We start from the raw sequence: 25314 nt of genomic DNA on the forward strand, positions 1-25314 counted from the left end.
GTCACAGTCCTTCTTTGGCGGATAACTTGGTGGTCGGTGAAGCGGGAGTGAGTTCGGGGACGATGCCCACGCACAGCCACGCCGTGATCTGGCGGGCCATGGTCTCCTGGTCAGGTTTGGCAGCGGAATCCGGGGTGCTCAGCCATTGTTCGCCGGCATTCCGTACCAGGCCGATTGCCGCCTTTGGCCAATAGCCGATGACGGTTTCCCTGACGTCGCCGAGGTGTGACCGCATGGGAGTGGCGATCATGTCCGCGATGGCGTCAAAAAAGGGGCCCAGCGGTCCGCCGGGCGCCGCTGGGTGCGCGGGGCCGGCGGTATCACCTGGCGCGTAGCTGGTGACGAAGGTGTAGACGTTGGGGCTGGTATCAGCCATCTGGAGGTAGGCCGAAACCATGGCGAGCAGGCCCTCCCGTGGCGTGAGGGCACTTTGGGCGGCCTCCTGGATACGGTGTTGCATCTGGCTGAGCACCACCTCACCCACCGCCTGCTGCAGCCCTGCCTTGTCCCCGAAGTAACGGTAGAAGACGGACTTCGACGTTCCGGCTGCCGTGGCGATGTCCTCCATGGAAGCGTCGCTGCCCAGGACGTGCACCGCGCGGCGGGCCTGCTTGATAAGTTCCCTGCGCCGTTCCTCGCGGTGGCTCTGCCAGCGGGAAGAACGCCCGTCGGGGCTGGCCGGCGAGGGCACTTCGATGGTGAGGGGGGAGTGCGTGTCCTGAAGGTTCACGATACCCAGCGTATCAGGTACGCTGGGTATCGGTAACCACTTGTGACCAGAGGAGCCCTCCATGTCCACAGAAGGACAGTCCATCCCCGCAGGCGGATCGGCCATGCCTGCCGTCCCGGCAACCCGCAGGGCGGTGATCGTCGGCGGCAACAGGATCCCGTTCGCCCGGGCCGGGGGAGCCTACGCCAAATCCTCCAACCAGGACATGCTCACGGCAGCCCTCGATGGCCTGATCGCCCGCTTCGGCCTCCAGGACGAACGCATCGGCCAGGTGGCGGCGGGCGCGGTACTCAAGCACTCGCGTGACTTCAACCTCACCCGGGAAGCCGTCCTGGGATCGGCGCTTTCTGCCGAAACCCCCGTGTACGACCTCCAGCAGGCGTGCGCCACAGGCCTTGAAACCGTGGTTGGCCTCGCCAACAAGATCAAGCTGGGACAGATTGATTCCGCCATTGCCGGCGGTGTGGACTCCGCGTCCGATGCACCGGTGGTGGTCAGTGAGGGGCTCCGCGAGGTCGTCCTGGACCTTCACCGGGCCAAAACCCTTCCCCAGCGGCTCCAGATCCTCAGCCGGCTCCGGCCCAAGGACCTGGCCCCTTTGGCCCCAGGCACAGCGGAGCCGCGTACCGGCCTGTCCATGGGCGAGCACCAGGCCCTGACCACCGCGCAGTGGAAGATCTCCCGGGAAGCGCAGGACGAGCTGGCATTGAACAGCCACCACAACCTTGCTGCCGCCTACGACTCCGGGTTCTTCGACGACCTGATGACTCCCTACCGGGGACTGACGCGTGACGGGAACCTGCGGGCTGACACGTCACTGGAGAAACTCGCGTCGCTGAAGCCGGTCTTCGGCCGCAACCTTGGTGCAGACGCCACCATGACAGCGGGTAATTCCACCCCGCTGACCGACGGTGCTTCCACGGTGCTGCTGGCCTCCGACGAATGGGCTGATGCCCGCGACCTGCCCAAGCTGGCAGCCGTGGTGGACGCCGAAGCCGCGGCGGTTGATTTTGTCCACGGCAAGGACGGGCTGCTGATGGCTCCGGTGTTCGCCGTGCCCAGGCTGCTGGCCCGGCAAAACCTGACGCTGGCCGACTTCGATTACTTCGAGATCCATGAAGCCTTTGCCGCCACCGTCCTCAGTACCCTGGCAGCATGGGAGGACGCCGAGTTCGGCCGCACCCGCCTCGGCCTTGAGGGTGCGTTCGGCAGCATCGACCGTTCCCGCCTCAACGTCAACGGGTCCTCGCTCGCCGCAGGCCACCCCTTTGCCGCCACCGGCGGCCGCATCGTAGGCACCCTGGCCAAAATGCTCCATGCCAAGGCTGCTTCCACCGGGCGGCCGGCCCGGGGCCTGGTGTCCGTATGCGCCGCCGGCGGCCAGGGCGTCGTCGCGATCCTGGAATCTCTGTAGGAGGCGGCCATGGCGGACACATACTCACAACTGGTCAACAGCGGCCTTGGCCGCAACCTGGCAAACAAGCTCGGCCTTCCGCAACCGGCGGTCCTTCGCCGCTACCAGCCCGGGCAGCCACTGGTGACCGGACCCGTCGTCGTCCTCGGTGATACTCCGGGGGCGGACAAGCTCGCTGCAGAACTGCTGTCCTGGGACCTCGACGTCCGGCGGCACGCCGCCCCGGCCGAAAGGCTGGGAGCCATCATCCTGGTCCTTGATGAGCTCGGACATCCGGCAGACCTGGAAAAGCCGGTGCTGGCGGCGGCAGGGTCCCTCCGGGACCTGCGGGCCGGCGGCCGGGTCATCACCCTGTCCCGACCGGCGTCGGAAGCGTCCTCGCCCGCAGCCGCGGCAGCACGGCAGGGGGTGGACGGCTTTCTACGGTCCCTGGCCAAGGAACTGCGGGCAGGTGCAACAGGGAACGGGGTCGTCCTTTCTGACGGCACCACCGCCACCAGCCCCAGCGCCCTGGGCGCCGTGAGGTTCCTCCTCTCCGGCCGGTCAGCGTTCGTTGACGGACAGTTCCTCACGGTGTCAACGGAGGACGGCAGTCTTCCCACAGACCCGGAGCAGCCGCTGTCAGGCAAGGTGGCCGTTGTGACCGGGGCGGCCCGCGGCATCGGTGCCCAGATCGCCAGGACGCTGCACCGCGATGGTGCCACCTTGATCCTGGTCGACATTCCTGCGGCAGGCGACCAGCTGGCCACGGTAGCAAACGGGGTGCGCGGCACCGCGCTGCAGCTCGACATCACCGGCGCGGATGCGGGCCAGCGGATCATCGACCATGCCGTGCAGCGGCACGGGCGGCTGGACATCGTGGTGCATAACGCCGGCGTCACGCGGGACAAGCTCCTGGCCAACATGGACCAGGCACGGTGGAACGCGGTGATCAACATCAACATTGCCGCCCAGCTCCGTATCAATGAGGCACTGCTGGCATCCGAACACTTCCGGGTGGCACCGCGTATTGTTTCAGTGGCCTCCACCAGCGGCATCGCCGGAAACCGGGGACAAACCAATTACGCCGCGTCCAAGGCAGGAGTGATGGGAATGGTGCGTGCCACAGCACCCCTGCTCGCGTCCCACGGCGGCACCATCAATGCCGTGGCTCCCGGATTCATTGAAACCGAGATGACAGCGCGCATCCCCTTCGCCGTCCGCGAGGTGGCACGACGGCTGAACTCGCTGCAGCAGGGCGGCCTGCCGTCCGATGTCGCGGAGACCATCGCGTTCCTGGCCAGCGACGCCGCGGGCGGGATCAACGGGGAGGTGCTGCGGGTGTGCGGGCAGAACCTGGTGGGGGCATGACAGTCCAGCAACCGGTGGTCCTGGCCGAGATGCCGTCATTGTCCAAGCTCTACGTGAATGCGGCCGCGCAGGCGGCACGGCGCAGGCTCCTGGGCACGCATGACTCTTCCGTCCTCCCGGCGGAGAGCCATGAAGTCAGGGACGTCACGGTGGGGGTCGAGAACCTTACGGCCTATCAGCACCTGATCGGCGAGACGGCCAGTGACGTCCTGCCTGCAGGCTTCATCCACGCCATCGCATTCCCGTTGGCCATGAGCGTCATGAACAGGGACGACTTCCCGTTGCCCCTGCTGGGGATGATCCACCTGCGCAACAGCGTTGAGCAAAGATCACCGCTGGTGTTCACCGATGTTCTTGACATGACCGCCCGCGTGGAAAACCTCCGCGGCCACCGTGCGGGGACGCAAGTGGACGTCGTGGCGGAAGTGCGGCGTGCCGGCTCCAGCGATGTGCATTGGTGCGGGGTTTCTACTTACCTGGCCAAGGGAGTGTTCCTGCCGGGGATCGACAAGCCCACAGCCACCCCGCCCAAGGCGGATTTCACGGCACAAGACCCAACGGCCCTGTGGCACCTGGGCGTGGACACCGGCCGTGCGTACGCAGCAGTCTCGGGGGACTTCAACCCCATCCACCTGAGTGTGCTCTCGGCCAAAGCCCTGGGAATGCGGCGGTCGATAGCGCATGGCATGTACCTGGCGTCCCGGGCGCTCGCGGACGTTGGCCCCGCCCGGGGCGACTCGTTCAGGTGGGACGTGGAGTTCGAGGCCCCGGTCTTCCTGCCCTCCCGGGTCGCCCTGGAGATCGCGACGGAACAGGGCGGGTCCGGGGCATGGAAGCGCTCCAGCTTTGACGCCTGGAGTCCGCGGTCGGGGCGGCGCCATTTCAGCGGGACGGTTTCGGCCCTGTAATCACGGCCGTGGAGCCTCGGCTCCGTCTCCAGGACCCGGGCGGCCGGCCTGGTCCTGGGGACGGACCGCCCGGAGGATCCGGTGGAGGCTGAGGAGGACCGATTCCGACGCAGGGACCGTTCCCTGTTCTGCGGGCCTGCGCGCGGTGGCAGCCATACAGGCTTCCACCGCCGCCTTGGCGGCGTCATAGCGGTCCCTCCGGTCCTGGTCGTCACCATCGGTGTCCGTGGACACCAGTTGTCCGGTTGCGGTGATGGCGTCGGCCAGGGGCTCGCTGTCCTGCAACGGGATGGCATACGGCACGTCATCTTCCCAGATCACGTCGGAGAGCACATCCGTCATGTCCTGGATATGGAACGTGACACGCTCCAGGTCCTGCAGGTCGCGAAAGTCCTGGTCCATGTCACGCGGATGGAGCTTCCGGCGGGGGTTGGCCCTGCGGCTGGCATCGGCTTCCTTGACCAGGTGGCGCACTGATCTTGCGGCCTCGGCCAGTTCGTCCGACCTGCGCGACCAGTCTTCGTGCTCAGGAGGCCACTTTTCCTTCAGGGCGGCGCCCATGTCCAGCAACTGCTTGCCCAGGGCGACCCTTAGGTCGGCGAGGCTGGACGCCGCGGCGTTGAGGTGCAGGGGTGGGAAGATCAGGAAGTTCACCGCGATGCCCACCGCCACTCCGGCTGCCATCTGCACAAGGTATCCGTAGGAGAAATCTTCGGCATTACTGCCGCCGACCAGCAGAACCAGCAGGGCCGCCGTCGGAATCCAATCACTGCCTGAACCTATGCCCGGCAAGCCGCCCAGCAGGACGCCCACCCCCATGAATACGGCGACTGTCAGGGGTGAGGGCGCACCGATGCTCACCAGGACGAAGGCAAGGCCGATTCCCATCGCCAGCCCCGCCAGGGCCTGCGCTCCCTGCTTTACGGACCCGGCGACATTGTGATACATCGCCACCAGGGCGCCGAGCGGCGCGTAGTACGCGTAGTGCGAGGCGGCGCCCGGCATAAGGGGTGCGATGGCGAACGCCAGCCCTGCGGCTATGGCTGCTTTCCCTGCCAGTTGCAGCCGCTGCGCCGCGAAGGCAGCAGAAAGCCCCGCCACTGATTGTCTAAGAAGTTGGGTCCCCCGAGCCCACCGTGCATCCGGCCGTGCCTGAGTATTGCCCATCCGGACAACAGTAGGGCCGGGGATGCGTCAGGACAAACCGGCTGCTGAACGCCGGACCGCAGCGGCCAGGCGGTGGGCCCGGCCCGGAGTACGCCCCTCTTCCGCCCGCCGGGGGATGTAGCCGAAGCCCAGGCCATAGGACGGGTCGGCAAAACCAAGGGCCGCGTTGGCCCCCTCGTGGCCGAAGGCGCGATGGCTGCCAAAGTTCCGCGAGGGGTGGGGCTTCATGAAGACGACGGCGAAGGCATTGTCCAGGCCCGAGGACCGGTCCAGGCCCCACACCTGCTCCCGGGTCACGGCTGTGATGGTCCCCGCTGTGAGGAACGGCTCGCTGCCCTCGACGCCGGTGGTGGCTGCCGCATACAACCGCGCCAGCCCGTCGGCGGAGCCCACCCCGCCGGCCGCGGACATGCCGGCGGCGCGCACCGAGCGGATGTTGGGCAGCTCCATGATGGTGCTGACCGGGGCGTTGCCGTTCATGCCATCGAGGCTGAGCGGGTCGACCCACGCCTCCGCCGGGTCTGCTTCATAGAGGACATCCCGGTACCTGACGTCCTGGTCCTCCGGCAGCCCCAGGAAGAAATCCACGTCCTGCGGCTTCCGGATTCTCTGGTCATAGATATCCTGCAGGGCCTCGCCCGTGGTCCGCCGGCACAGTTCCTCCATGAGGATGCCGATGGTGAGCGCGTGGTAGCCGAACTGGCGCCCGGGCTCCCAGGAGGGAGCGGCATCCGCAAGCCGGGCGGCAGCCTTGGACGTGGTGAACTCGTCCAGGCCGAAGCCGCCCTCAACGCCCAGCAGCCCCGCCTGGTGCGACAGCGCCTCCCTGACCAGGAGCCTGTCCTTTCCGTGCGCGGCAAACTCGGGCCAGTAATGCGCCACGGTCTGGTCCAGGTCAAGGACACCGTCCTGGACCAGCAGGGCGATGACCAGCGCGGCGACCCCTTTGGAGCAGGAGTAGGCGCCGGTCAACGTATCCGGTGCCATGTCCGGGCCGCCGGTCAGGCGTACCACCGGGACGCCGTTCCGGTAGGCGGCCAACTGCGCGCTGTAGCGGGAGTCCTCCGCGAGGAAAGACTCAAACAGTGCCAGGACACCCTCGTACCCCGGCGCCACGAAACCCAGAGAAGTCTGCATGCCATCCAGTGTAGGAGGAAAGCGGTTTCTAGCCGTGTTTTGGCTCAGGCGGCTGCGCCGTGTCCCGGGGCGACTTCCTCGCCCGGCCGGACCGGCCCCGGCGGTGTGCCCTCGCCAAACGGCCGCCCGCCCAGCGACTCCCGCCCGTGCTCAGTCAACCACCCGGACAGATCCGGGCCGGCCGGGACGATGCCCGTGGGGTTGATGTCCTCATGCACGACGTAGTAATGCCGCTTGATCTGCACGAAGTCGATGGTGTCTCCGAAGCCGGGCGTCTGGAACAGGTCCCGTCCATATCCCCACAGGTTGGGCATTTCGCTCAGCTTCTGGCGGTTGCACTTGAAATGACCGTGGTACACGGGATCAAACCGTGCCAGCGTGGTGAACAGCCGCACGTCCGCTTCGGTGATGGTGTCGCCCACCAGGTACCGCTGCTGCGAGAGGCGCTCCTCAAGCCAGTCCAAAGCGGTCCACAGCCGCTGGTACGCCGAATCGTAGGCCTCCTGTGATCCGGCGAAGCCGCAGCGGTAGACGCCGTTGTTGACCTCAGTGAACACCCGCTTGTTCACTTGGTCGATTTCTTCGCGGAGATGCACGGGGTAGAGCTGCGGAGCACCCGGCCGGTGGAATTCTGTCCACTCGGTCGAGAAATCAAGGGTGATCTGGGGGAAATTGTTGGTCACCACTTCACCGCTATGTACGTCGACGATGGCGGGCACGGTGATTCCCCTCGGATACCCCGGGAAGCGCTTAAAGTAGGCCTCCTGCAGGCGCTCTATGCCCAGGACCGGGTCCACTCCGCCCGGATCCAGGTCGAAGGTCCAGGAACGCGCGTCGTGGGTGGGGCCGGGCTGGCCCAGCGAAATGGCTTCTTCGAGCCCCAGCAGCCTGCGGACAATGACCGTCCGGTTCGCCCACGGGCAGGCCCTGGCGGCAATCAGGCGGTAGCGCCCCGCTTCCACCGGCCACCCCGGCTCGCCGTTGCTGCCGGGCGAAGCATCCCTGGTGATGCGGTCCTCTATGTAGTTGGTGTCCCGGGTGAATTCGGCTCCGCCTGTCACATAGGCTCCGCGGGTGCTGTGCCCCTTGGTGTGGTCGGTCGCTGCGGTGGTGCTTTCCGTTTCCTGGCTCATGCCACAAGCCTATGCGCCACCCCTGCGCCCTAGGCGCCTTACAGCAGGATTATCGAGATGGGCTGCCAGGCCACCACCCATGCGCCGGCCACCACGAGCGTAAACAGGGCAATCCAGATTCCGGACGGAACAGACGTGGCACGGTACAGGAGATACGCGTCGGAACTGCTGAGACGGTCCCGACGGCGGAGGTGCACGTGGGTGAGTTTGAGCAGGTCCCGCACTGCGGCGACGAGCAGCGCAAGGCCGAAAATGACGGCCACATGCCCCACGGCGGAAGGCGGCGCAAGGAAGGTGAGCGCGCCTGCACCGCCGATGGCAGCGCCGGTAATCACGAACCCGGCAAGGTTGCGGAGGAACAGGAGCGAAACGGCCAGCACCAGCGCACTGACGGCCATGGCTGCGGGTCCCCATCCGTTCAGCCCGCACCACACAAAGGCGGCGCCCGCCAGGGCAGGCACGGGGTACCCCCAGAAGCAGGACCAGGCGGCGGCCAGCCTGCTTCTGCTGTAGGTGGTGGTGGTTCCGGAGTGGTCAAGCCGGAGGCGGATGCCGGACAGCCGCTGCCCGGAGGTCAGGGCAGCGAAAGCATGGCCGAGCTCGTGGGTCGCCGTGGCCAGGAGGCCGAAGTAGCGCCAACTGCGCCGGGGGATGGACAGCACGACGGCGGCCGCCACCGACAGCAGCATTTCCGCCCATGTGACGGTGGGAACGTTCGCCTGGGTAAATGCCGCGGCGAACGTCTCCCATAAGCTGGCGGGGCTGGCCACCGTTGCCTCCTTGCTGCCGGGTGGGCATGGTAGGTACCGACGTCGTCTGTACTGTCCCCAACGCTACCCAGCTGAGCTGGGTGAAGGCTTAAAAGGCCACGGGGACCGGCGGCCGGTTTAGCGCTTAAAGCCGAAAGGCACGCCTGATGCGGCGTGCCTTTCGGGCGGGACCGGCCGAACCTGCCCCTCGGAAAGCTTCTTGACTAGCCTTCGCACTCGGTGCAGTAGCTGTGGCCGTCTTTTTGCCGGGCAATCTGGGACCGGTGGCGGACCAGGAAGCAGGAATAGCAGGTGAATTCATCCTCAGCCTGGGGGATGACCTGGACTACGAGCTCCTCAGCGACGAATTCGCCACCAGGGACCCCGGCGCCGTCCAGCCCGTCAGCCTCGTCCAACTCCTGCACAACACTGCGGGCGTCGGGAGCATTTGCTGACTGGAGCTGCTCGAGTGAGTTGTCCTGCGATTCCTTGACGTCGGAACGCAGTTCATCGTAATCGGTTGCCACTTTGGGTGCTTCTCTTTTCTTTGATTGGCTGTCGGGTATGAAACGTACAGCATCAAGCCGGTATTCCCCAACAGGGAGCGTAGATCCACTGCCGATTGGGTAAAGGATCAAAGGAGCGGCCGCGGGTTTTAAAACCGCTGTGCGGCTGCATGGGCAGTGGAGGGACAGCCGGGGCTGTTCCCTCCCGGTGACGGAAGGGGCAGTTTGTGGAGCAACTCACTGCAGAGTTTGGCGGTGCCGAACAAATCGGGGTGGGCGTCGGTCCCGTGCTGGAAAAGTTTGATGATGTGTCCAGGATCGTTGTCCTGCGCGGAGGCGGCCTGGGGGACCTGATCTTCGCGATTCCGGCAATGGCTGCGTTGAAGGCGGCCTATCCTGCATCGAGGATCACCTTGTTGGGCACGCCGATTCACAAGGCTCTGCTCGGAGCGGTGGAAAGCCCGGTGGATGAGGTAGTTGTCCTGCCGTTCGCGGAAGGCGTACGGCCCGGGGAGGAAAATGCCGGCGAACTGGACCGCTTCTTTGCTGACATGCGCGGGCGCCACTTTGATGTGGCCGTCCAGCTCCACGGCGGCGGACGATACTCGAACCCCTTCCTGCTGAGGCTGGGGGCGCGCCACACGGTAGGGACCCGGACGGCCGACGCCGCAAGCCTTGAGCGCACCGTCCCTTACCTCTACTACCAGCACGAACCCCTCAGGGCTTTGGAGGTGGCCGGCTTCGCGGGCGCCTTCCCCGTGGACCTGGAGGCGCGGCTTGCACCCTCCCCGCTGGCCGCAACCTCCCAAGCCGGCAGCGGCGACCGCGCCCAGCCGCTCGTAGTGATCCACCCCGGCGCCACCGACCCCCGCCGTCGTTGGCCCGCAGCCAAATTCGCGGAACTTGCTGCTGCCTGCGCGGCTGATGGTTCGCGGGTGGTCATCGTCGGCGATTCCAGTGAACAGGAGCTGGCAGCGGAGATTGCCTCCCGGGCGGCCTCCTCAGCAGTTCATTCCGCGGCAGGCGAACTGGAGATGGCAGGCCTGGTGGCGCTGCTGGCGGAAGCCGACGTTGTGGTGGCAAATGACAGCGGACCAAGGCACCTGGCGCAGGCCCTTGGTGTGCCGACTGTCGGCATCTTCTGGGCAGGCAACGTGATTAATGCCGGGGCGCTGGGGCGGAGCCTTCACCGCGTCCACGCCTCATGGGTCACGGCCTGCGCCACATGCGGCATCGACGTCACCCAGGTTGGCTGGACAGCACCGCGCTGCGTCCACGACGACTCAGTGGTGGCCGGTATAGGTGTCACGGAAGTCTACGAGGACGTCCGCAGCCTCACTGCCACGACGTTCCCGAAGCAGAACGCATGAGCGGCCCGGTTATGGCGGAGGAGGCAGGTACTCCGATACCCGCAGACGGCAAACCCGAGCTTTTGGTCCTGCGCGCCTTGAAGCTGGGCGACCTGCTGGTGGCCGTACCGGCGTTGAAAGGCATCCAACGCGCGTTTCCCGGGCACCGGCTGCGCTACGCCGCGCAGGGGTGGTTGTCAGAGGCCCTGGGACTGGTGGGTGGCTACGAGCTGCTGCCCACGCACGGTCTTGACGAGCCGCTGGCGATGGATCCGGGCGTGGTGGACGTGGCCATCAATCTGCACGGCAGCGGCCCGGAGAGCCAAGGGAGGATCGAGGCGCTTAAGGCCCGCCAGACCCTGGGCCATCGAAGCGCTTACCGGGACGGGCCGCCGTGGCGGCCGGAACTGCACGAGCGCGAGCGCTGGGTCCGGCTCCTCGAATGGCATGGAGTAGAAGCCGATCCGCTGGATGTGCAGTTGAACACACCGCACGTCCCCAGTCCCGTCCCCGGTGCAACAGTCCTGCATGTGGGAGCCGCCTACGGCAGCAGGCTGTGGCCGGCGGAGCGGTTTGCCGCGGTGGCGACTGCACTGACGGAAGCCGGACACCAGGTGGTCTTCACCGGAGGCCCTTCCGAGAGGGACCGCGCGGAGGAAGTGTGCCGCCTTGCAGGACTGCCCGGCACTGCCGTACTGGCCGGGGTATTGGGCCTGGCGGAGTTCGCTGCCACGATCGCCGCCGCCCGCCTGGTGGTCTCGGCCGACACCGGGGCTGCGCACCTGGCATCTGCTTACGGCACCCCATCCGTGGTGCTCTTTGGTCCGGCCCCACCCGAGATCTGGGGTCCACCGCCGGGACCCCATGTTGTCCTGACCCGGGCCGAACTGCGGCGTGGGGACACCTTCGCGGCCCAGCCGGACCCTGCCCTGCTCGCTGTCCAGGTCTCCGATGTTATAGCTGCTGTCAAAGGACTGGGCTTGTTCTGAACCCTGTGGGTTTACGCGTCGATGCTGTGGGTCTGCAGGGGTTGGAACCTGCGCCGCGGGCCTAAAATTGAGTGCATGAGCACTGAGCTGGAGATCGCCTTGGTGTTGGGGACGGCGTTCCTATGGGTCACCGTGACGCTGACCATCCTGTCCGCCATCGACCGGCCGGAAAGGAAGGCGCGGCGGCAGGAGCGGCGCGACATCCGGACGGAGAAGCGGCGGATTGAGTACCGTCCGGTGGCGGCAGGGACGCACGCCCAGGGACGGAACCGGCCCCCGCGGTCCCGGAGGCTCCACCCGCACTGACGACGGCGGGACTATCGCGGGTGCGTCGGTGTGGAGCATCTGCCCAAACCTCCGTGCGCAGCCGGCCGCCCGACGTCGTACGCTGCTGGTGGGCGCGCGCTCCACGTCCCGGCCCCCGTTAGTCAAGTCTTGACGGGGTTGGCCGGATCCCTGACACTTCCCCAATGGGAGTGAGCGAAGAGTTGCGGGCGCTGGGCGATGTGGTGGACAGGCTCGCGGCGAAGTTTCCCGCCCTGTCCAGGGAGCACATTGAGGACGTGGTGCAGCAGGAACACAGCCTCCTGGACACGGGCAGGGTCAGGGCGTTCATACCGGTCCTGGTTGAGCACGCAGCCAGGGACCGCCTGTCCCGGTAATTCGCGGTAAGGCCTCAGGTGGCCGGCGCGACGTCGATAAGCACCTTTCCAATGGTCTCCTGTTCCACCGCATCGTGGGCTGCAGGAGTCTGCTCCAGCGGGAAGCGCGTCAGTGGCAGCCCGTGTTCTTCACCCACCCGGAGCGCGCCGGCGGCGAGCGCTTCGGCCACGGCGGCCACGGCGCGCTGCTTCTGTTCGTCGGTGACTGTGTAGGTGAGGATGAACTGGTACCGGACGTTCTTGGTCATGCTTTCGCGGATGGGGAGCGTGAGTGATTCTCCGGGGTTCGCCGCGTAGATGGAGATGGTTCCGCCCGGTTTGAGGATCTCCAGGTCCGTTTCGATGTTGGCGGGCGCGTTGACGTCCACAATGATGTCGACGCCGTCCGTGGCCACTTGGTGGACGGCGTCGACAACGTCGTCCGTCCGGTAGTTGATAACCGTTCCGGCGCCGGCACGGCGGGCAAGCTCAGCTTTGCGGTCCCCGCTGACGGTCGTTATGACGGCGGCACCGGCCCACCGTGCGAGCTGGATGGCCGCATGGCCTACGGCTCCGGCGCCTCCCGTGACCAGGACGGTTCGCCCCGCCAGGGCACCGGGGGAGAGCCGGGCCGGCCCGTCCTCGTTCGAGGTCAGGGCCCGGTGCGCCGTCAGGGCCGGGATCCCCAACGAGGCGCCGGTGTCGAAGGACTCGGCGTAGGGAAGGGCCACTGCTTTGTGGCTCGGCACCACCACGTATTCCTGGGCGGTACCTTCGTTGCCGCCCCAGGCGACGTCCCACAGCCAGACGCGATCGCCCACGGTGAAGCCGGCCACTCCGGCGCCCAGCTGGTCGATGACTCCGGCTCCGTCCTGGTTTGGAACCTTCGGGGCGTCCAGCTTCCTGCTTCCGCTTCCGGACCGCGACTTCCAGTCGGTGGGATTCACTCCGGACACCACCACCCGGACGCGGACCTCTCCCGCTCCTGGCTCCGCCAATGGCTTGTCCTGGAGCTTCAGCACGGATGCGGGCCCAGTTTCCTCGTACACGATTGCTTTCACGTTGTCTCCCATGTCCGGTTGCGGATGCCCTTACCGCTCCAACCTACCGAAAGCGCCGCTTGCGGGCAGCGCCCGGTCCACCGGCGTTCAGTCTTCCTGCAGGTTGGCGGTGCCCAAGGCGGTCTTCCCGGCGTAGTCATAGATCACCACGCTGCGGATAGGTTCCCGCAGGGCGGCCCATCTGGCGGCGTCCATTTCCACCCGCTGGCTGGCCCCCGTGAGCGGCCCCAGTTCGATCAGCCTGGTCGATGACAGTCCGGCGCCGCCGCCCGTCCCTGGGACCAGCGTGCCCGGGCTCAGCATCAGGCGGAGATCGTCGCCGGCGCCGGTTGCAAGGTTCTCCAGCTGCAGGACAGCGCCGGCTTGGGTGATGTGGATCGCCACCGTTCCCGTCGTGACTGCTCCCTGGGACTGGAACTGCCCCCTCAACGTCACAGGCCCCGCAGAGGGGGTAACACCGGGAGGAGTTTCCGCCGTGGGGCTTCCCTGCTCCGGTCCACGCATGGGGCTGGAATCAGTGCAGCCGGTCAGGCCGGCCGCCAGCACTACCGAGAGCACCGCGTACTGTATCAACTTCATTTTTCCCCCAATGTATTGTTTCTGCCTTCCTAGAACCGGGACGTGCCACGCAGCGGGCGCGGCCGGCCATCCGGGTCCACAATGAACCGGTAAACGGGATCGGCCCACAGGCGGTGGAACGGCGGTACGGGCTGGGGTGTGTGGTGACGCACCTGCCCGGCCGGGCGGGGTTCGGAACGGCCGGTGCGGTGCCACTGGTCCAGGCCATCGGCTGCGCTGTTCCACAGCTCCAGTTCGCCCCCGTCCGCAAGGAGCCGCGGGTCGTCCTGGTCAAGGCCCAGATGCTCGGCCCAGAGCTGGAGCCGCACCATCCTCGCGAGCGGGTGGGTCCCTGGTGCGCCCTTGTTATCGCCGGGCGTCCCACCAGCCGATGTGTCGATTACTGCACAGGTGAGCTCGCTGTCGGTTGTCCAGGACCGGCGGTTGAAGTTGTCCGACCCGCAGGTGAACCAGGTGTCGTCGATGATGCAGATCTTGGCGTGGACATAAATCGGCGTCCCCTCACTGTTCTCCAGGTCGAACACCCCCACCCGGTCCGGTGCGGCCCGGCGAAGCATTCCGATGGCACGCAGTTGCCCCAGGCGCCTGGGCGGTCCGCCAAGGAAGCCGTCAGAGTCCGGGTACCGGGGCACCACGATGATGACGTTGAGCCTGCGGTTGCGTTTTAGGGCCTCTGCAATGCCGGCGGCGACCTCTGTTGACCACAGGTACTGGTCCTCGATGTAGATGAGCGAGCGGGCCTGGGCGAAGGCCTTTGCGTACGCCCTGGCTATGCTTCGTTCTCCATTGGGGGCGAACGGGAATGGCGGGTGCTTCACACCGTAGGTGCGCAGCAGTTGAACGGCGTGTGGGCCGGCCGGTGGAGGGGGCGGAGCGGCCTCCGGCAACGGTTTAGGGTGCCTCGGCATGCGGGCCAGGCGCTGCAACAGCATTCGGTATGGGGTTCTGCGGTCCAGCGGGTGGGGGTCGTTCCATCGTTCTGCGAACACGGCAAGCACATCGGCAACTATGGGACCGCGCAGTTCAAGGGCGGCATCGTGCCAGGGAGGCCGCTGCCCGTAGCGGGAATCCATCTTCACTGCCTGCGGGTCTCCCGCATGGCCGGCATCATCGCGGCGGCTGTGTGAAAGGTCGATTCCCCCTACGAAGGCTACGTCGCGGGAGGGGTCGTCACGGCGGCGGATGACCACCAGTTTCTGATGGTGGGAACCGAAGAGACGGACGCGCTGATCCAACAGCGCCTCCCCGCCGGAGTCGTTGATCTGGCGGCTGAGGAGCTCGTTTGAGCGTCCACTGATGGGGGCTGACACCCGCTCGCCGTGTGACCTCCAGACAAGGCCGCGTACTTCGACGCCGGACCGGGCCAGTTCCCCGAGCAACCCGCCAATCGTCGTACCACCGGGTTCCAACTGCTCATCACCGTCGCCGCGCCAGTCGGTGAACCATACCCGGTCTCCAGCCTTCAGGGCGGACAACTCCGCGTGCAGCCTGGAGAAGTAGGCAGCCCCATGCACCAGGGGCCTGACCAGGTTGCCTTCCGACCAGGGTGGTGATTCTGCACCGCCGGCGTGGATCAAGGAAGCCGGGTTTCCGCGCTCGGCCCGATTCAGGAACCACTTGCCAACCGTGCTGTCCACTCGGTGCTCCTTTCGGGGCCCGGGGGACCAGGCCGCTGCGGATTCCAAACTAGCCTATGGCCGCGCGCAAACTGTCTGTCCTCCCGGGGCGGGGAAACAAGCCGCGATGCGGCAGCGGTCCGGCCAGGTGGGAATAGGCTTGTCCCAGGCCGCTTCCAAACCCGTAAGAATGAGGCAAAACATGTCATTGAAGGAAAAGCTGAAGGGCGACGTGGTCGCCCACATGAAAGCCGGCAACAAGGTCGCCCTCACCACGGTGCGCAACGTCCTTGGTGAGATCGAAACCCGGGAGAAATCAGGAAAGACCCCGGTTGAGCTTGATGACCTTCAGGTCACGGCGTTGCTGCAGAAAGAGGCCGCCAAGCGCCGTGACACCGCCGCCACCTATTCCGCCGCCGGGCACGACGACCGGGCACAGGCCGAAATCGCCGAGGCTGAGGTCATCGAGGCCTACCTGCCCAAGGCCCTGACCCGCGAGGAAGCCGAAGCGATCATCGACGGGGTCATCGCGGACATGGGAGCGGGGGGAACCGCGCTGACAATGCGTTCCATGGGTGCGGTCATGAAATCCCTAACCCCCAAAATCGGCGGACGCTTCGACGGCAAAGCCGTCAGCGAGATCGTGAAGGCACGCCTGGCTTGATGGCAGGCTTCCGATGCAGTCCGGAAACGACGTATTTCCCGCGCCCCTGCGCATAATTAGGCCATGGGGTTCCGGGCTCACCGAGCCGATACGTCGCGGAAAGGCGTGGCAGTGATGGCCACGGCCGGGGTGCTTGTGTCGTGTCTTTCATCCGCCTGCGGCGGGTCCTGGCAAGGAGAGCCGCCCTGTTTGCCTCCAAGCTATGCCGTGAACCCGGCCGTCGCGAAACCGGGTGACGCCGTCTCAGTGCACGCGGCCGACGCTGACTGCAATCCCCGGTACGGACAGAACGCCCGGATTTACGTCTCGGTCACCGATGCCGCCGGCCACGCCTTCATCAGCACGACTGCCGCGATGAACGACGCCGGCGGGTTTTCTTACCAGTTTGAGGTGCCGCTGACGGCAGCGCCGGGGGAGGCCAGCGTTGAGGCCTACCCTTCCGGCATGGATTGGTGTGACGATACCGGGACGAATAACCGTGTTCGCCATGCGGAAGGTTTCAGCCGGGTGTCGTGCGCTGCAAGGACAAGGCCGCTGACAATTACCCCCTAGGCGCACAGGGATCGCATCCCCGTGACGGGGTTCAGGAGGGGCCGTAGTCGATCCTGGCCGCGCCGTCCTTGGGAACGGTGATCCGTCCGCCCTGGAAATCCTGGACGGTGCTGCCGTCTGCCGTCACGTAGTTGTCCGTGGTCGGGTAACCAAGCCTGCCCCACTCGAAACCGGTCCCTGCCCAGGCGTCGCGGGTCTTGCCGACGGAGAGGCGAACTCCGGTGGCCGGGCTGGAGATCAGGGCGCCCTTCTGGAAGTTGATGAAGGAGCCACCGTCCTTCAGCCCGGTCACCCGGTTGGTTCCGGGAAACCCCAAGGTGGTTAAACCGTTCACAGCATCGAATTTGGTGCTGAACTCTGACGGCATGGAGAAGGCCCCGAGGGCTGCGGTCCAGTAGATGGATCCACCCTGGTAGGTCTGTTTGACACCACCGCTGACCGGGATTTCATCACTCGTTGGGTAGCCGAGGAACCCGTTCTCGTATCCGGCCTGGGCCCAGGCTCCACGGGTTGCACCAATGGACACGTGCGCGCCGGTCGCAGGGGACCAGAGGATGGAGCCGTTCTGGAAGTTCTGGTAAAGGCCACCGTTCTTGATGGCCACCTGGGGGCTGACGGCAGCGCCGAGTGAGCGGCCCATTGCCTCATGCTTTGTGAAGATGGCACCGGATACCGCGTAGGTTCCGACGTTGGGCACGAAGTAGATGACCCCGCCCTGGTAGTTCTGGGCAACACCGCCTCCTGACGTGCCGTACTCATCCGTGATGGGGTAGCCGAGGACACCGTGCTCGAAGTTCTGTCCGGCCCAGACGTTGCGGATGGCTCCCACGGAGATGATGCCGCCGTTTGCCGGGGTCCACAGGATGGAGCCTCCCTGGTAGTTCTGGAAGGCACCTCCTTCCTTTAGCCCGGTGATCACATCGGTGACCGGGTAGCCCAGGCTGCCCCACTCGAAACCGGTGGAGGCCCATTTGTCACGGATCGGGCCGGCGCTGACTGCAGCTCCGGACGCTGGGGAAAACATGATTGCCCCGCCCTGGAAGCCCTGCCAGGAGCCGCCATTGCGGAGCCCGCGGAACTCATCGGTTGTTGGGTATCCCAATGGGCCACCATCAGCTCCCTGGGAGCGCCACTTGCCGTAGATGCCAGCTGTGACGGCGTGCGTTCCCGCAGCGGGTGAGGAGAAGATCGCTCCATACTGGTACGCCTGGTAGGAGCCGCCGTCCTTGAGGCCGGTGATGACGTCACTGACGGGGTATCCCAAAGCACCGTTTTCAAAGCCGGTTTCTGCCCACTTGTCCCGGATTGGCCCGAAAGACGAAAGGTACGCGCCGCTGGCGGGGGAAAACATGATGACGCCGCCCTGGTACACCTGGTAGACACCCCCACCACGCAGCCCTCCAACTTCGTCAGTGACCGGGTAGCCGAGGGGGCCGTTTTCATAACCGAGGGAGGCCCACTTGCCGCGGGTGGCTCCCCACGAGAAATGGGCTCCGGAGAGGGGAGACCAAATGATGGCTCCTCCCTGGTAGTTCTGGAAGGCGCCACCGTCCCTCAGTCCGCCCACCTCGTTGGAGACCGGGCTGCCAAGCTGGCCGGCCGGCCCTCCGCCCTGGCTGTATTTCTGCGTGATGGCGCCAAAGGGATCCGCTGAATACGGGGTGAAGATGTCATCGACTGCACCCATGATGATTCGATCGCCGGGGCGGCTGCTGCGCAGGAACCTGTTGACCGTCTCAAGGCTGGTGGACAGGCAGCCGGCGGAAGTAGTGCGACCGGCGTGCAGGAAGATTGCGTAGGAGGCCCCCTGCACGGTATTCATGTCCGGCCGGCGGTTGTAGTTGATGACCGCCGCCTGCTCGTAATACCCCTGATTCATGTAAATGTAGAGGTTCTCGTCAGAGGGACCGCCGCTGCCTTCGAAGTACTGGTTGTAGGTAGGCCCGTACTCACCGCCCCAGCGGGAGTTTGCGTTGACCGTGTGGTAGGCAAGGGCTGTGCCCGGGTTGGAGCGGCCCAATGCCTCGGTGACGCTGTACGAGCCGGTCGGTGACTTGAATGTGTCCTCCCAGGTCAGTCCTGGCGGAGCGAAGCCTTTTAGCCCTGCGTAGCCCCAGTCCTGCCATTCCTGGACGTAGCCATTGCCGGAACGAACGCACCCGGTGATGGTGACGACGTTGGATTCACGGCCCGTGGCGGTAGCGAACGTCACCCGGTTTGCACCGAAGCTGTTGTACTTCACCTGTCCCGCAGACAGCCGCTGGCAAGGGTTGTTCTCCTGGGATCCAGCCTGGGCACTGCCGGTGCCAAGGAAGGCACTGCCCGCGACTGCGCTCACCGCCAAGGCGAGTGATAGTGGCCTGGTCCTCTTCACGGGTCCTTCTTCCTGGAAGGCGCAGCATGGCGCCTTGGTGACAAATAGTCCATGCCAGGACATAAAACCCGCATTGACGTGGGACGATGCCGGATCTGGCGCGGCTGCCCCTAGGCTACCGGGCTGATTGCGCATCCCACGGCACCAGGTGTGGATACGCGAATGAGCGAGTCGGCCCGCGCTGTCCACCGTTGTGCTGATGAGGCAGGAAATCAGGCTCGCTTTAGGCCATCTGCCTGGCGCTTGCGGCGCTCGCCGAATTGGCCCCGGGTGTGGACTACGGATGGCGATACGTGCCTGTCGCTACTGGCGCCTAGGGCCAACCGCTGTACGGGTCGGCGTTGTGGTTCGTGGGCGGCGGGTTCTTGTAGACCCGGCCTCGTTGTGATTGCGCCTTGCCCCGGTGCCTGGGCGGCCGGGTACGCCAATGCTTGCGCTGCCAGTGGGCGTTCAGCAGCCGCAGCACCACCATGGCAAGAATGACGGCAAGGAAGCCGTAGAGGTACTCCATCAGTTCCCCTGTCCGTTCGTCTTTTCCCGTTCGCGAAGCCAGCGGCTGCGCTTCACGGCGGTTCTGAACGCGAAGGCGGACATCACTGCCATCGACCATACCTCCGGTACACCGCCCGGACCGTAATGCTCCTCGAACTGGCGGATGTTGAAGCTGCTGGGGTCATAGGGCGTTCCGTCGGGCCTGCGGAACTGCTTGTCCTGGTTGAACACGGGTCGAATCCTACCGGGACGCGCCGGGCTGGTCGCCGCGGTTCTGGCCCAGCTCAAGGAGGTTGATGTCGACGCTGCCGCTCGAGCTTGGCTTCGGGGAACCTCGGAGCTTGCGCAACTGGGTGGCCTTGTACTCGTCACGGGCGAGGTTGAACGTGTAGAGCGTTAGGAGCCCTCCGAAGCCGATCAGCCACAGCGCACCCCACTCCGGAGTCCCACCCTCCCAGAGAGGGCGCTGGAAGAGCCACACGCCGGTGGCCAGGATGAGAACCATGACGACCATCAGGATTCCCATGCCCCACCAGGTGCTGACCTGGGCCTGTCCGCCACCGGGCGTGAACCCGATCTCATCGGCCGGGTAGCTGTGCAGCTCGCCCGTGCTGGTCTTGCGGAGCACGCGCTTCCCACCGGCGGCGACCGCCCTCTTGTGTTCGGCGTAGACGGCGTCCTCGCGCGCAAATCGTTCCCGGTCGTAAACCATTGTCAGGCTCGTTTCTCGTGGCTGGGCAGGTAGTCGGGTTCGCCCGGGAACGGGCGGGTGCTGAACGGGAAGTTCTCCCGGGTGATCTCCAGAGTTCCCGGGTGGTCCTCAAACCAGCGGCGGGCCTGGTCGTCGGTGACACCGTACCTTGGCTTGGGCAGGCCCCTGTCCTTGCGGCGCTTTCGGGCCTTGAGCTCACCCCGGAGGGTGTGGAGACTCAGCAGCCAGCCACCTGTGAACAGGGCCGTGCAGACGATGGACATGAGGAACCAGATCAGACCCATGCCCATGTGGCCCAGGTCAGGGAAGGAGGCGATGATTGCGTAGATGCTGACCAGAATGAAGAGCGGGGCGAGGAACGCTGGGATGGTCGCGATCAGGACGACGATGGCCAGGCCGGTGAATGTCCTTGCCTGGTAGTTGCCCCCGCTGGGAAGAGACCCGCCAAGTCCCCACTCCTCATGCGTGTAGGCGTAGATGACCGTTTCCCTGCCCCACCCACCTGTGGCGTAGAAGTACTTGGGGACCTGACCATCCCTGGTGTTCCCGGTGCCGGCCATCATTCCCCCTGCTTCCGTCCCGAGGGCCCGCGTTAGGTGCGGGCTGCGAACTCTGATGCGTGCGGCCCATAGGACCCGTTCCCCCTGGCTTCCGGTGAGAAAGCATTCTGCTGCCGCCCGCGTAGCTCCCACCCTAACGAAAACCAAGGCGAAACCATGGTGCTGGAGCCGTCCGGGTCGATGCTCCGCTCGTGTAGAGGATCAGGAACGGGACCACGGCTGGATTCCGGTTACGACGTGGTTGAAGACACGAAAAAGCCCCGGAACATCACTGATGTTCCGGGGCTTCCCATTGTGCGCGGAGGGGGACTTGAACCCCCACCCCCTTTCGAGGACTAGCACCTCAAGCTAGCGCGTCTGCCATTCCGCCACCCGCGCAGGTGGTAATTCGGGAAGCGTCTCCGCCTTTCAGCGTTTCGCGCCTCTCCGAAGCAGCGAGAAAAACTCTAACACGAACTTTCCGGGAACAACGAATCGGGCCAAGTAGGTAGGCTGAGGGCAGCGATTCAGCTCGTGCCACCCAGTCATTCCCTACCAAGGAGCCACCAATGCCTGACGTCCTGCCCGAGGATGAAGTTGTCCGGATCTGCCAGGAACTCATCCGGATCGACACTTCCAACTACGGCGACGGATCGGGGCCGGGGGAGCGGGCGGCGGCAGAATATGCCGCGGGGCTCATCGAGGAAGTGGGGCTGGACGCCGAAATCTTCGAGTCAGCGCCCGGCCGCGCGAACGTAGTCACCAGGATGGCAGGGGAGGACCCCTCGGCCAGTGCGCTGGTGGTCCATGGCCACCTGGACGTCGTTCCAGCGCTCCGGGACCAGTGGTCCGTGGACCCGTTCGGCGCAGAACTGAAAGATGGCCTCATATGGGGACGCGGCGCCGTCGACATGAAGGACATGGACGCCATGATCCTTTCGGTGCTGAGGAGTTTTGCCAGGGAGGGCAGGAAGCCCAAGCGGGACATCATCTTCGCTTTCTTCGCGGATGAGGAGGCCGGCGGCGTCTATGGCGCCCGCTACGCCGTTGACAACCGGCCCGAACTTTTCGAGGGCGCCACCGAAGCCATCTCCGAGGTGGGCGGCTTCTCGGCCACTATCGGCGGCCAGCGGACCTACCTGCTGCAGACGGCGGAAAAGGGCATCTCCTGGCTCCGGCTCGTAGCGCACGGACGGGCCGGCCACGGTTCGCAGATCAACACCGACAATGCCGTGACCCGGCTGGCGGCTGCCGTGACCCGGATTGGCGAATACAAGTGGCCCATCGAGCTCACTCCCACCACCCGGCAGTTCCTTGACGGGGTGACGGAACTCACTGGAGTGGAGTTCGACGCCGACAACCCCGACCTGCTGCTCAACCAGTTGGGTACGGTGGCCCGGTTTGTCGGCGCGACCCTGCAGAACACCACGAATCCCACGCTCCTCAAGGGCGGCTACAAGCACAACGTCATTCCCGAGTCCGCCGAAGCCCTGGTTGACTGCCGGACCCTCCCGGGCCAGGAGCAGCAGGTCCTCGAAATCGTGCGCGAACTCGCAGGCAACGGCGTGGACGTCAGCTACGTCCACAACGACGTCTCGCTTGAAGTCCCGTTCGCCGGCAACCTTGTGGACTCGATGATCGATGCCCTGCACAAAGAGGACCCCGGCGCGAAAGTGTTGCCCTACACGCTCTCCGGCGGTACAGACAACAAGTCGCTCAGCCGGCTGGGCATCACCGGCTACGGCTTCGCGCCCCTGATGCTCCCGGACGAGCTGGACTTCACGGGCATGTTCCACGGCGTGGACGAGCGCGTCCCGGCGGACTCCCTGAAGTTCGGCGCCCGGGTGCTGAACACCCTGCTCACCAACTACTGAGAGGAGCCGGCCGTGAGCCCCGAGGAACTCCTGCCTGATGAGCTCCTGCAGCGCATCCGCAGCCGCGCCGCCGGATATGACCGTGATAACGCCTTCTTCCATGAAGACCTGGAGGAGTTGGCAGCGGCAGGCTACTTGAAGCTTTTCGTACCAGCGTCCGACGGCGGTGCCGGGCTTGGGCTTGAAGCGGCGGCGCAGTGCCAGCGCAGGCTGGCAACGGCTGCCCCGGCCACCGCTTTGGCCGTCAACATGCACCTCGTTTGGACCGGCGTCGCGCACGTACTGGCGGCGCGGGGCGACAACTCGCTCGATTTTGTCCTCAAGGAAGCTGCCCGGGGCGAGGTCTTCGCCTTCGGCAACTCGGAAGCCGGGAACGACTCGGTCCTCTTCGACTCACGGACCACTGCCACACCGGAACAGGATGGCGGCTACTCCTACACCGGTACCAAGATTTTCACCAGCCTCTCGCCGGCCTGGACCCGGCTGGGCATCTTCGGGAAAGACGCTGCAGCCCGGGACGGTGCCGGGGAACTGGTCCACGGATTCATCACCAGGGAAACTCCCGGCTACCGGATCCTGGATAACTGGGACACCCTGGGCATGCGGGCCAGCCAGTCCGCCACCACGGTCCTGGAAGCCGTGAAAGCCCCAGCCGACCGCATCTTCCGCAAGCTGCCGGTCGGCCCCAACGCCGACCCCCTGATCTTCGCGATCTTCGCCTGCTTCGAGAGCCTCCTGGCCGCCGTCTACACGGGCCTCGGAGAACGCGCCCTGGCCGTGGGAGTGGAGAACGTGAAGCGGCGTACCTCCTTCAAAAACGGCGGGCGAAGCTACGCGCAGGACCCCGACATCCGCTGGAAGGTGGCAGAGGCCGCCATGGCCATGGACGTCCTGTACCCGCAGCTCAGGACCGTCACTGCCGACGTCGACGCCCTGGTTGATCACGGAAGCCAGTGGTTTCCCAAACTGGTGGGATTGAAGGTGAACGCCACCGAAACCGCGAGGCGCGTGGTGGACCTGGCCATCCGGGTCAGCGGGGGATCAAGCTATTTCAGGGGCTCGGAACTGGAACGGCTCTACCGGGACGTGCTGGCCGGGATGTTCCACCCCTCCGACGACGAATCTGCCCACAACACCGTAGCCAACGCGTGGCTGGGGCCGTTGGAAGACTAAACGGTCCACTGGACCGCACATTCCTAGACGGTCCGCTGGACCGCACATTCCTAAACGGTCCGCTGGACCTGCATCACCCGGCGCCGCAGCCAAAAGCGCCTGCCGCCGCCCACATAGAGCTTGCTGCGTTCGAGTTCCCACTTGCCGTACTCCGAGTGTTCAACGAGCCGGCGCCGCGCCTCCGGCAAGGAATCATCAGGGCTGACCGTCAGTACGAGGTACTCGTACTGACGCAAATAATCCCGCTCCCGCTGGACCGAGCTGGTGAGAAATTGTTCCTTCATTTGCTCTCCATTTTCGTCCTTTTCCGGCTAACGTGAAGTCATGAGCATCGATCCGCGTGTCGCGCTTTCGTCCCTGACCACCGCTTTGGAAGAACACCTTATAGCAGCATCGAACCGCCGCGGGGACGGTGATCCCTCCGTTGAGGCAGCGTTTTTCGCAGTTGCCGATGCCTTCGAAGTCTACGAGGACGCCCTCTACGAGGCCTACAACGAAGTAACGCCCCTGCAGGTCTTTGACGACGAGGACGATGAGGACGAAGAAGCCGACGTGGACGAGGACGAAGACCTGGAAATCGTCGAGGAATAGCAACGCCGCCCGAACCGTCCCGGGACACGGGAAGTTCGGCAACAGAACCTAAGACACCGCGGAAACATCCTCCAGCGCGCGTGCAATCTGCGGCGGCAGGGGTGCCAGCTGGGAGTCGAGGATCTCCTTCAACTGCACCGGTGTCCGGGCGCCCACGATGGCCGTGGCAACGCCATGCTGTGACAGCAGCCAGGAGAGCGAAACATCCTGCGGAGTCCGGCCCAACCCGTTTGCAGCCATGCACACAGCATCCACGATCCGCGACGGCTTCTCCTCGAGATACGGCTCCACGTACCCGGCTTCGCTGACCGAGGCTCCCCGTGAACCGGCGGGGATGCTGCCACGGTACTTCCCCGTAAGCACCCCCCGGCCCAGAGGAGCCCACGCCATCAGGCCCAGGCCGGCATCCTCAGCTGCGGGGATCAGTTCCGCCTCCGTCGACCGGTTAAGGAACGAGTATTCTGCCTGGACAGCCACCAGCGGCACACCGCTCGTGGCGGCGGCCTTCGCCGCCTGCCAGCCCCGATAGTTCGAGATGCCCGCGTACCTGGCCCGGCCGGTGCGGACGGCAAACTCCAGCGCCGCCAGGGTTTCGTCGAGGGGAACGTTGCCATCCCACATTTCGGCGAACCACAGGTCCACGTAGTCAGTGCCCAGACGGGCCAGGCTTGCATCCAGCCCGGTGAGCATCGCATTGCGTGAGGCGTCCACCGCACGCCGGCCATCCGGCGTCGTCATCCCCGCTTTCGTGGAGATGGAAATCTCCGTGCGGGCCACCACATCACCCAGGAGCGAGCCAAGGATCGCCTCCGAGCCGCCGCCCGCGTAGGACGCCGATGTGTCCACGTGCCGGCCGCCGGCATCAAGGAACGTCCGCAGCAACTCCGACGCGTCCTGTTCGTCAGTGTCGCCACCCCAGGAGCGGGTGCCAAGGGAGAGGGCGGAAACTCGCAATCCACTGTTGCCGACGTAACGCTGCTGCATAGCAGCAAGCTTACGGCCAGGAGCGGCGCT

At 65.6% G+C, this 25314-nt stretch carries 28 protein-coding genes and 1 tRNA gene; 12 read left to right on the forward strand and 17 right to left on the reverse strand.

The genetic code is table 11. From position 1 onward, the window contains the following. Nucleotide 1: 1 nt before the first annotated feature. Complete coding sequence (locus ACWRN3_RS03570; protein WP_324641950.1) at nt 2-730, reverse strand: TetR/AcrR family transcriptional regulator; 729 nt, start codon at nt 728-730, stop codon at nt 2-4. Nucleotides 731-791: 61 nt separating this feature from the next. Between ACWRN3_RS03570 and ACWRN3_RS03575 the strand changes: the two genes are divergently transcribed. Genes ACWRN3_RS03575 through ACWRN3_RS03585 form a run of 3 tightly spaced genes read left to right on the forward strand, consistent with a single transcriptional unit; the run spans nt 792 to nt 4402 of the window. Continuing rightward, nucleotides 792-2144, forward strand: a complete 1353-nt coding sequence (locus ACWRN3_RS03575) for an acetyl-CoA C-acetyltransferase (RefSeq protein ID WP_476739888.1) — start codon at nt 792-794, stop codon at nt 2142-2144. Between the two features lie 9 nt (nt 2145-2153). After that, entirely contained in the window at nt 2154-3494 is a 1341-nt protein-coding gene (locus tag ACWRN3_RS03580) for a 3-oxoacyl-ACP reductase (protein ID WP_476739889.1), read from the forward strand. Beyond that, the gene (locus tag ACWRN3_RS03585; protein ID WP_476739890.1) at nt 3491-4402 is read left to right on the forward strand and encodes a MaoC family dehydratase; all 912 of its coding nucleotides are present in this window, start codon (nt 3491-3493) and stop codon (nt 4400-4402) included. The genes ACWRN3_RS03580 and ACWRN3_RS03585 overlap by 4 nt, the downstream gene beginning before the upstream one ends. On the opposite strand, the gene ACWRN3_RS03590 is transcribed toward ACWRN3_RS03585, so the two are convergent. The 5 genes from ACWRN3_RS03590 to ACWRN3_RS03610 all read right to left on the reverse strand — a co-directional run bounded on the left by ACWRN3_RS03590 (nt 4403) and on the right by ACWRN3_RS03610 (nt 9115). Then, entirely contained in the window at nt 4403-5503 is a 1101-nt protein-coding gene (locus ACWRN3_RS03590) for an FUSC family protein (RefSeq protein WP_255172219.1), read from the reverse strand. 93 nt (nt 5504-5596) lie between these two features. Next, entirely contained in the window at nt 5597-6706 is a 1110-nt protein-coding gene (locus ACWRN3_RS03595) for a serine hydrolase domain-containing protein (RefSeq protein ID WP_476739891.1), read from the reverse strand. A 44-nt stretch (nt 6707-6750) separates the two neighbouring features. Further along, nucleotides 6751-7839, reverse strand: a complete 1089-nt coding sequence (locus tag ACWRN3_RS03600) for a glutathione S-transferase family protein (protein ID WP_476739892.1) — start codon at nt 7837-7839, stop codon at nt 6751-6753. 38 nt (nt 7840-7877) lie between these two features. Then, nucleotides 7878-8609 (reverse strand): M50 family metallopeptidase, encoded by a 732-nt coding sequence (locus ACWRN3_RS03605; protein WP_255172222.1) that lies wholly within the window; start codon nt 8607-8609, stop codon nt 7878-7880. A gap of 203 nt (nt 8610-8812) precedes the next feature. After that, nucleotides 8813-9115 carry a DUF4193 domain-containing protein gene (locus tag ACWRN3_RS03610; protein WP_018761323.1) on the reverse strand — a complete coding sequence of 101 codons (303 nt, stop codon included), beginning with the start codon at nt 9113-9115 and terminating at the stop codon, nt 8813-8815. 206 nt (nt 9116-9321) lie between these two features. Here ACWRN3_RS03610 and ACWRN3_RS03615 point away from each other — a divergent pair, with 206 nt between their 5' ends. The 4 genes from ACWRN3_RS03615 to ACWRN3_RS03630 all read left to right on the forward strand — a co-directional run bounded on the left by ACWRN3_RS03615 (nt 9322) and on the right by ACWRN3_RS03630 (nt 12094). Further along, nucleotides 9322-10464, forward strand: coding sequence for a glycosyltransferase family 9 protein (locus ACWRN3_RS03615; protein ID WP_324641960.1), 1143 nt, complete (start codon nt 9322-9324; stop codon nt 10462-10464). Further along, on the forward strand, nt 10461-11432 hold the full coding sequence (locus ACWRN3_RS03620; protein ID WP_324641962.1) for a glycosyltransferase family 9 protein: 972 nt from the start codon (nt 10461-10463) through the stop codon (nt 11430-11432). Before ACWRN3_RS03615 ends, ACWRN3_RS03620 begins: the two co-directional genes overlap by 4 nt. Nucleotides 11433-11507: 75 nt before the next feature. After that, complete coding sequence (locus ACWRN3_RS03625; protein ID WP_324641963.1) at nt 11508-11738, forward strand: hypothetical protein; 231 nt, start codon at nt 11508-11510, stop codon at nt 11736-11738. A 164-nt stretch (nt 11739-11902) separates the two neighbouring features. Next, complete coding sequence (locus ACWRN3_RS03630; protein ID WP_142133845.1) at nt 11903-12094, forward strand: three-helix bundle dimerization domain-containing protein; 192 nt, start codon at nt 11903-11905, stop codon at nt 12092-12094. Nucleotides 12095-12108: 14 nt separating this feature from the next. On the opposite strand, the gene ACWRN3_RS03635 is transcribed toward ACWRN3_RS03630, so the two are convergent. The 3 genes from ACWRN3_RS03635 to ACWRN3_RS03645 all read right to left on the reverse strand — a co-directional run bounded on the left by ACWRN3_RS03635 (nt 12109) and on the right by ACWRN3_RS03645 (nt 15350). Then, nucleotides 12109-13134: an NADPH:quinone reductase gene (locus ACWRN3_RS03635; RefSeq protein ID WP_476739893.1), complete on the reverse strand. Its 1026-nt coding sequence runs from the start codon at nt 13132-13134 to the stop codon at nt 12109-12111. 87 nt (nt 13135-13221) lie between these two features. Beyond that, nucleotides 13222-13713 (reverse strand): DM13 domain-containing protein, encoded by a 492-nt coding sequence (locus ACWRN3_RS03640; protein WP_476739894.1) that lies wholly within the window; start codon nt 13711-13713, stop codon nt 13222-13224. Between the two features lie 29 nt (nt 13714-13742). Further along, complete coding sequence (locus ACWRN3_RS03645; RefSeq protein ID WP_476739895.1) at nt 13743-15350, reverse strand: phospholipase D family protein; 1608 nt, start codon at nt 15348-15350, stop codon at nt 13743-13745. 181 nt (nt 15351-15531) lie between these two features. Here ACWRN3_RS03645 and ACWRN3_RS03650 point away from each other — a divergent pair, with 181 nt between their 5' ends. Further along, nucleotides 15532-15993, forward strand: a complete 462-nt coding sequence (locus ACWRN3_RS03650; protein WP_476739896.1) for a GatB/YqeY domain-containing protein — start codon at nt 15532-15534, stop codon at nt 15991-15993. Nucleotides 15994-16200: 207 nt separating this feature from the next. Then, the gene (locus ACWRN3_RS03655; protein ID WP_476739897.1) at nt 16201-16545 is read left to right on the forward strand and encodes a hypothetical protein; all 345 of its coding nucleotides are present in this window, start codon (nt 16201-16203) and stop codon (nt 16543-16545) included. Nucleotides 16546-16576: 31 nt separating this feature from the next. Here ACWRN3_RS03655 and ACWRN3_RS03660 read toward each other — a convergent pair whose 3' ends face one another. The 6 genes from ACWRN3_RS03660 to ACWRN3_RS03685 form a co-directional block, all read right to left on the reverse strand. After that, nucleotides 16577-18883 carry a hypothetical protein gene (locus ACWRN3_RS03660; protein ID WP_476739898.1) on the reverse strand — a complete coding sequence of 769 codons (2307 nt, stop codon included), beginning with the start codon at nt 18881-18883 and terminating at the stop codon, nt 16577-16579. Between the two features lie 349 nt (nt 18884-19232). Further along, nucleotides 19233-19430 carry a hypothetical protein gene (locus ACWRN3_RS03665; protein ID WP_255172232.1) on the reverse strand — a complete coding sequence of 66 codons (198 nt, stop codon included), beginning with the start codon at nt 19428-19430 and terminating at the stop codon, nt 19233-19235. Continuing rightward, the gene (locus tag ACWRN3_RS03670) at nt 19430-19642 is read right to left on the reverse strand and encodes a hypothetical protein (protein ID WP_255172233.1); all 213 of its coding nucleotides are present in this window, start codon (nt 19640-19642) and stop codon (nt 19430-19432) included. The genes ACWRN3_RS03665 and ACWRN3_RS03670 overlap by 1 nt, the downstream gene beginning before the upstream one ends. A 10-nt stretch (nt 19643-19652) precedes the next feature. Further along, complete coding sequence (locus tag ACWRN3_RS03675; protein WP_476739899.1) at nt 19653-20123, reverse strand: hypothetical protein; 471 nt, start codon at nt 20121-20123, stop codon at nt 19653-19655. 2 nt (nt 20124-20125) lie between these two features. Next, nucleotides 20126-20686, reverse strand: a complete 561-nt coding sequence (locus ACWRN3_RS03680; protein ID WP_476739900.1) for a hypothetical protein — start codon at nt 20684-20686, stop codon at nt 20126-20128. Between the two features lie 292 nt (nt 20687-20978). After that, nucleotides 20979-21061 (reverse strand) — tRNA-Leu (locus ACWRN3_RS03685). 170 nt (nt 21062-21231) lie between these two features. Between ACWRN3_RS03685 and ACWRN3_RS03690 the strand changes: the two genes are divergently transcribed. Together ACWRN3_RS03690 and ACWRN3_RS03695 are read left to right on the forward strand one after the other, a co-directional pair. Then, nucleotides 21232-22536 (forward strand): M20/M25/M40 family metallo-hydrolase, encoded by a 1305-nt coding sequence (locus ACWRN3_RS03690; protein WP_043455923.1) that lies wholly within the window; start codon nt 21232-21234, stop codon nt 22534-22536. 12 nt (nt 22537-22548) lie between these two features. After that, nucleotides 22549-23709, forward strand: a complete 1161-nt coding sequence (locus tag ACWRN3_RS03695) for an acyl-CoA dehydrogenase family protein (RefSeq protein WP_476739901.1) — start codon at nt 22549-22551, stop codon at nt 23707-23709. A 50-nt stretch (nt 23710-23759) separates the two neighbouring features. On the opposite strand, the gene ACWRN3_RS03700 is transcribed toward ACWRN3_RS03695, so the two are convergent. Next, the gene (locus tag ACWRN3_RS03700) at nt 23760-23993 is read right to left on the reverse strand and encodes a DUF5703 family protein (RefSeq protein ID WP_018771130.1); all 234 of its coding nucleotides are present in this window, start codon (nt 23991-23993) and stop codon (nt 23760-23762) included. A gap of 40 nt (nt 23994-24033) precedes the next feature. Between ACWRN3_RS03700 and ACWRN3_RS03705 the strand changes: the two genes are divergently transcribed. Then, nucleotides 24034-24300, forward strand: coding sequence for a hypothetical protein (locus ACWRN3_RS03705; RefSeq protein ID WP_141160435.1), 267 nt, complete (start codon nt 24034-24036; stop codon nt 24298-24300). Nucleotides 24301-24348: 48 nt separating this feature from the next. Here ACWRN3_RS03705 and ACWRN3_RS03710 read toward each other — a convergent pair whose 3' ends face one another. After that, nucleotides 24349-25284: an aldo/keto reductase gene (locus ACWRN3_RS03710; RefSeq protein ID WP_476739902.1), complete on the reverse strand. Its 936-nt coding sequence runs from the start codon at nt 25282-25284 to the stop codon at nt 24349-24351. Between the last annotated feature and the right edge of the window lie 30 nt (nt 25285-25314).

Source organism: Pseudarthrobacter sp. rb (genome assembly GCF_056389225.1).

Excerpts from the sequence above, each read along its gene's own strand:
- ACWRN3_RS03575 (WP_476739888.1), top strand. The coding sequence starts at position 792 with ATGTCCACAGAAGGACAGTCCATCCCCGCAGGCGGATCGGCCATGCCT.
- ACWRN3_RS03580 (WP_476739889.1), top strand. The coding sequence starts at position 2,154 with ATGGCGGACACATACTCACAACTGGTCAACAGCGGCCTTGGCCGCAAC.
- ACWRN3_RS03585 (WP_476739890.1), top strand. The coding sequence starts at position 3,491 with ATGACAGTCCAGCAACCGGTGGTCCTGGCCGAGATGCCGTCATTGTCC.
- ACWRN3_RS03595 (WP_476739891.1), bottom strand. The coding sequence starts at position 6,706 with ATGCAGACTTCTCTGGGTTTCGTGGCGCCGGGGTACGAGGGTGTCCTG.
- ACWRN3_RS03600 (WP_476739892.1), bottom strand. The coding sequence starts at position 7,839 with ATGAGCCAGGAAACGGAAAGCACCACCGCAGCGACCGACCACACCAAG.
- ACWRN3_RS03620 (WP_324641962.1), top strand. The coding sequence starts at position 10,461 with ATGAGCGGCCCGGTTATGGCGGAGGAGGCAGGTACTCCGATACCCGCA.
- ACWRN3_RS03625 (WP_324641963.1), top strand. The coding sequence starts at position 11,508 with ATGAGCACTGAGCTGGAGATCGCCTTGGTGTTGGGGACGGCGTTCCTA.
- ACWRN3_RS03630 (WP_142133845.1), top strand. The coding sequence starts at position 11,903 with ATGGGAGTGAGCGAAGAGTTGCGGGCGCTGGGCGATGTGGTGGACAGG.
- ACWRN3_RS03640 (WP_476739894.1), bottom strand. The coding sequence starts at position 13,713 with ATGAAGTTGATACAGTACGCGGTGCTCTCGGTAGTGCTGGCGGCCGGC.
- ACWRN3_RS03650 (WP_476739896.1), top strand. The coding sequence starts at position 15,532 with ATGTCATTGAAGGAAAAGCTGAAGGGCGACGTGGTCGCCCACATGAAA.
- ACWRN3_RS03665 (WP_255172232.1), bottom strand. The coding sequence starts at position 19,430 with ATGGAGTACCTCTACGGCTTCCTTGCCGTCATTCTTGCCATGGTGGTG.
- ACWRN3_RS03675 (WP_476739899.1), bottom strand. The coding sequence starts at position 20,123 with ATGGTTTACGACCGGGAACGATTTGCGCGCGAGGACGCCGTCTACGCC.
- ACWRN3_RS03680 (WP_476739900.1), bottom strand. The coding sequence starts at position 20,686 with ATGATGGCCGGCACCGGGAACACCAGGGATGGTCAGGTCCCCAAGTAC.
- ACWRN3_RS03690 (WP_043455923.1), top strand. The coding sequence starts at position 21,232 with ATGCCTGACGTCCTGCCCGAGGATGAAGTTGTCCGGATCTGCCAGGAA.
- ACWRN3_RS03700 (WP_018771130.1), bottom strand. The coding sequence starts at position 23,993 with ATGAAGGAACAATTTCTCACCAGCTCGGTCCAGCGGGAGCGGGATTAT.
- ACWRN3_RS03705 (WP_141160435.1), top strand. The coding sequence starts at position 24,034 with ATGAGCATCGATCCGCGTGTCGCGCTTTCGTCCCTGACCACCGCTTTG.
- ACWRN3_RS03710 (WP_476739902.1), bottom strand. The coding sequence starts at position 25,284 with ATGCAGCAGCGTTACGTCGGCAACAGTGGATTGCGAGTTTCCGCCCTC.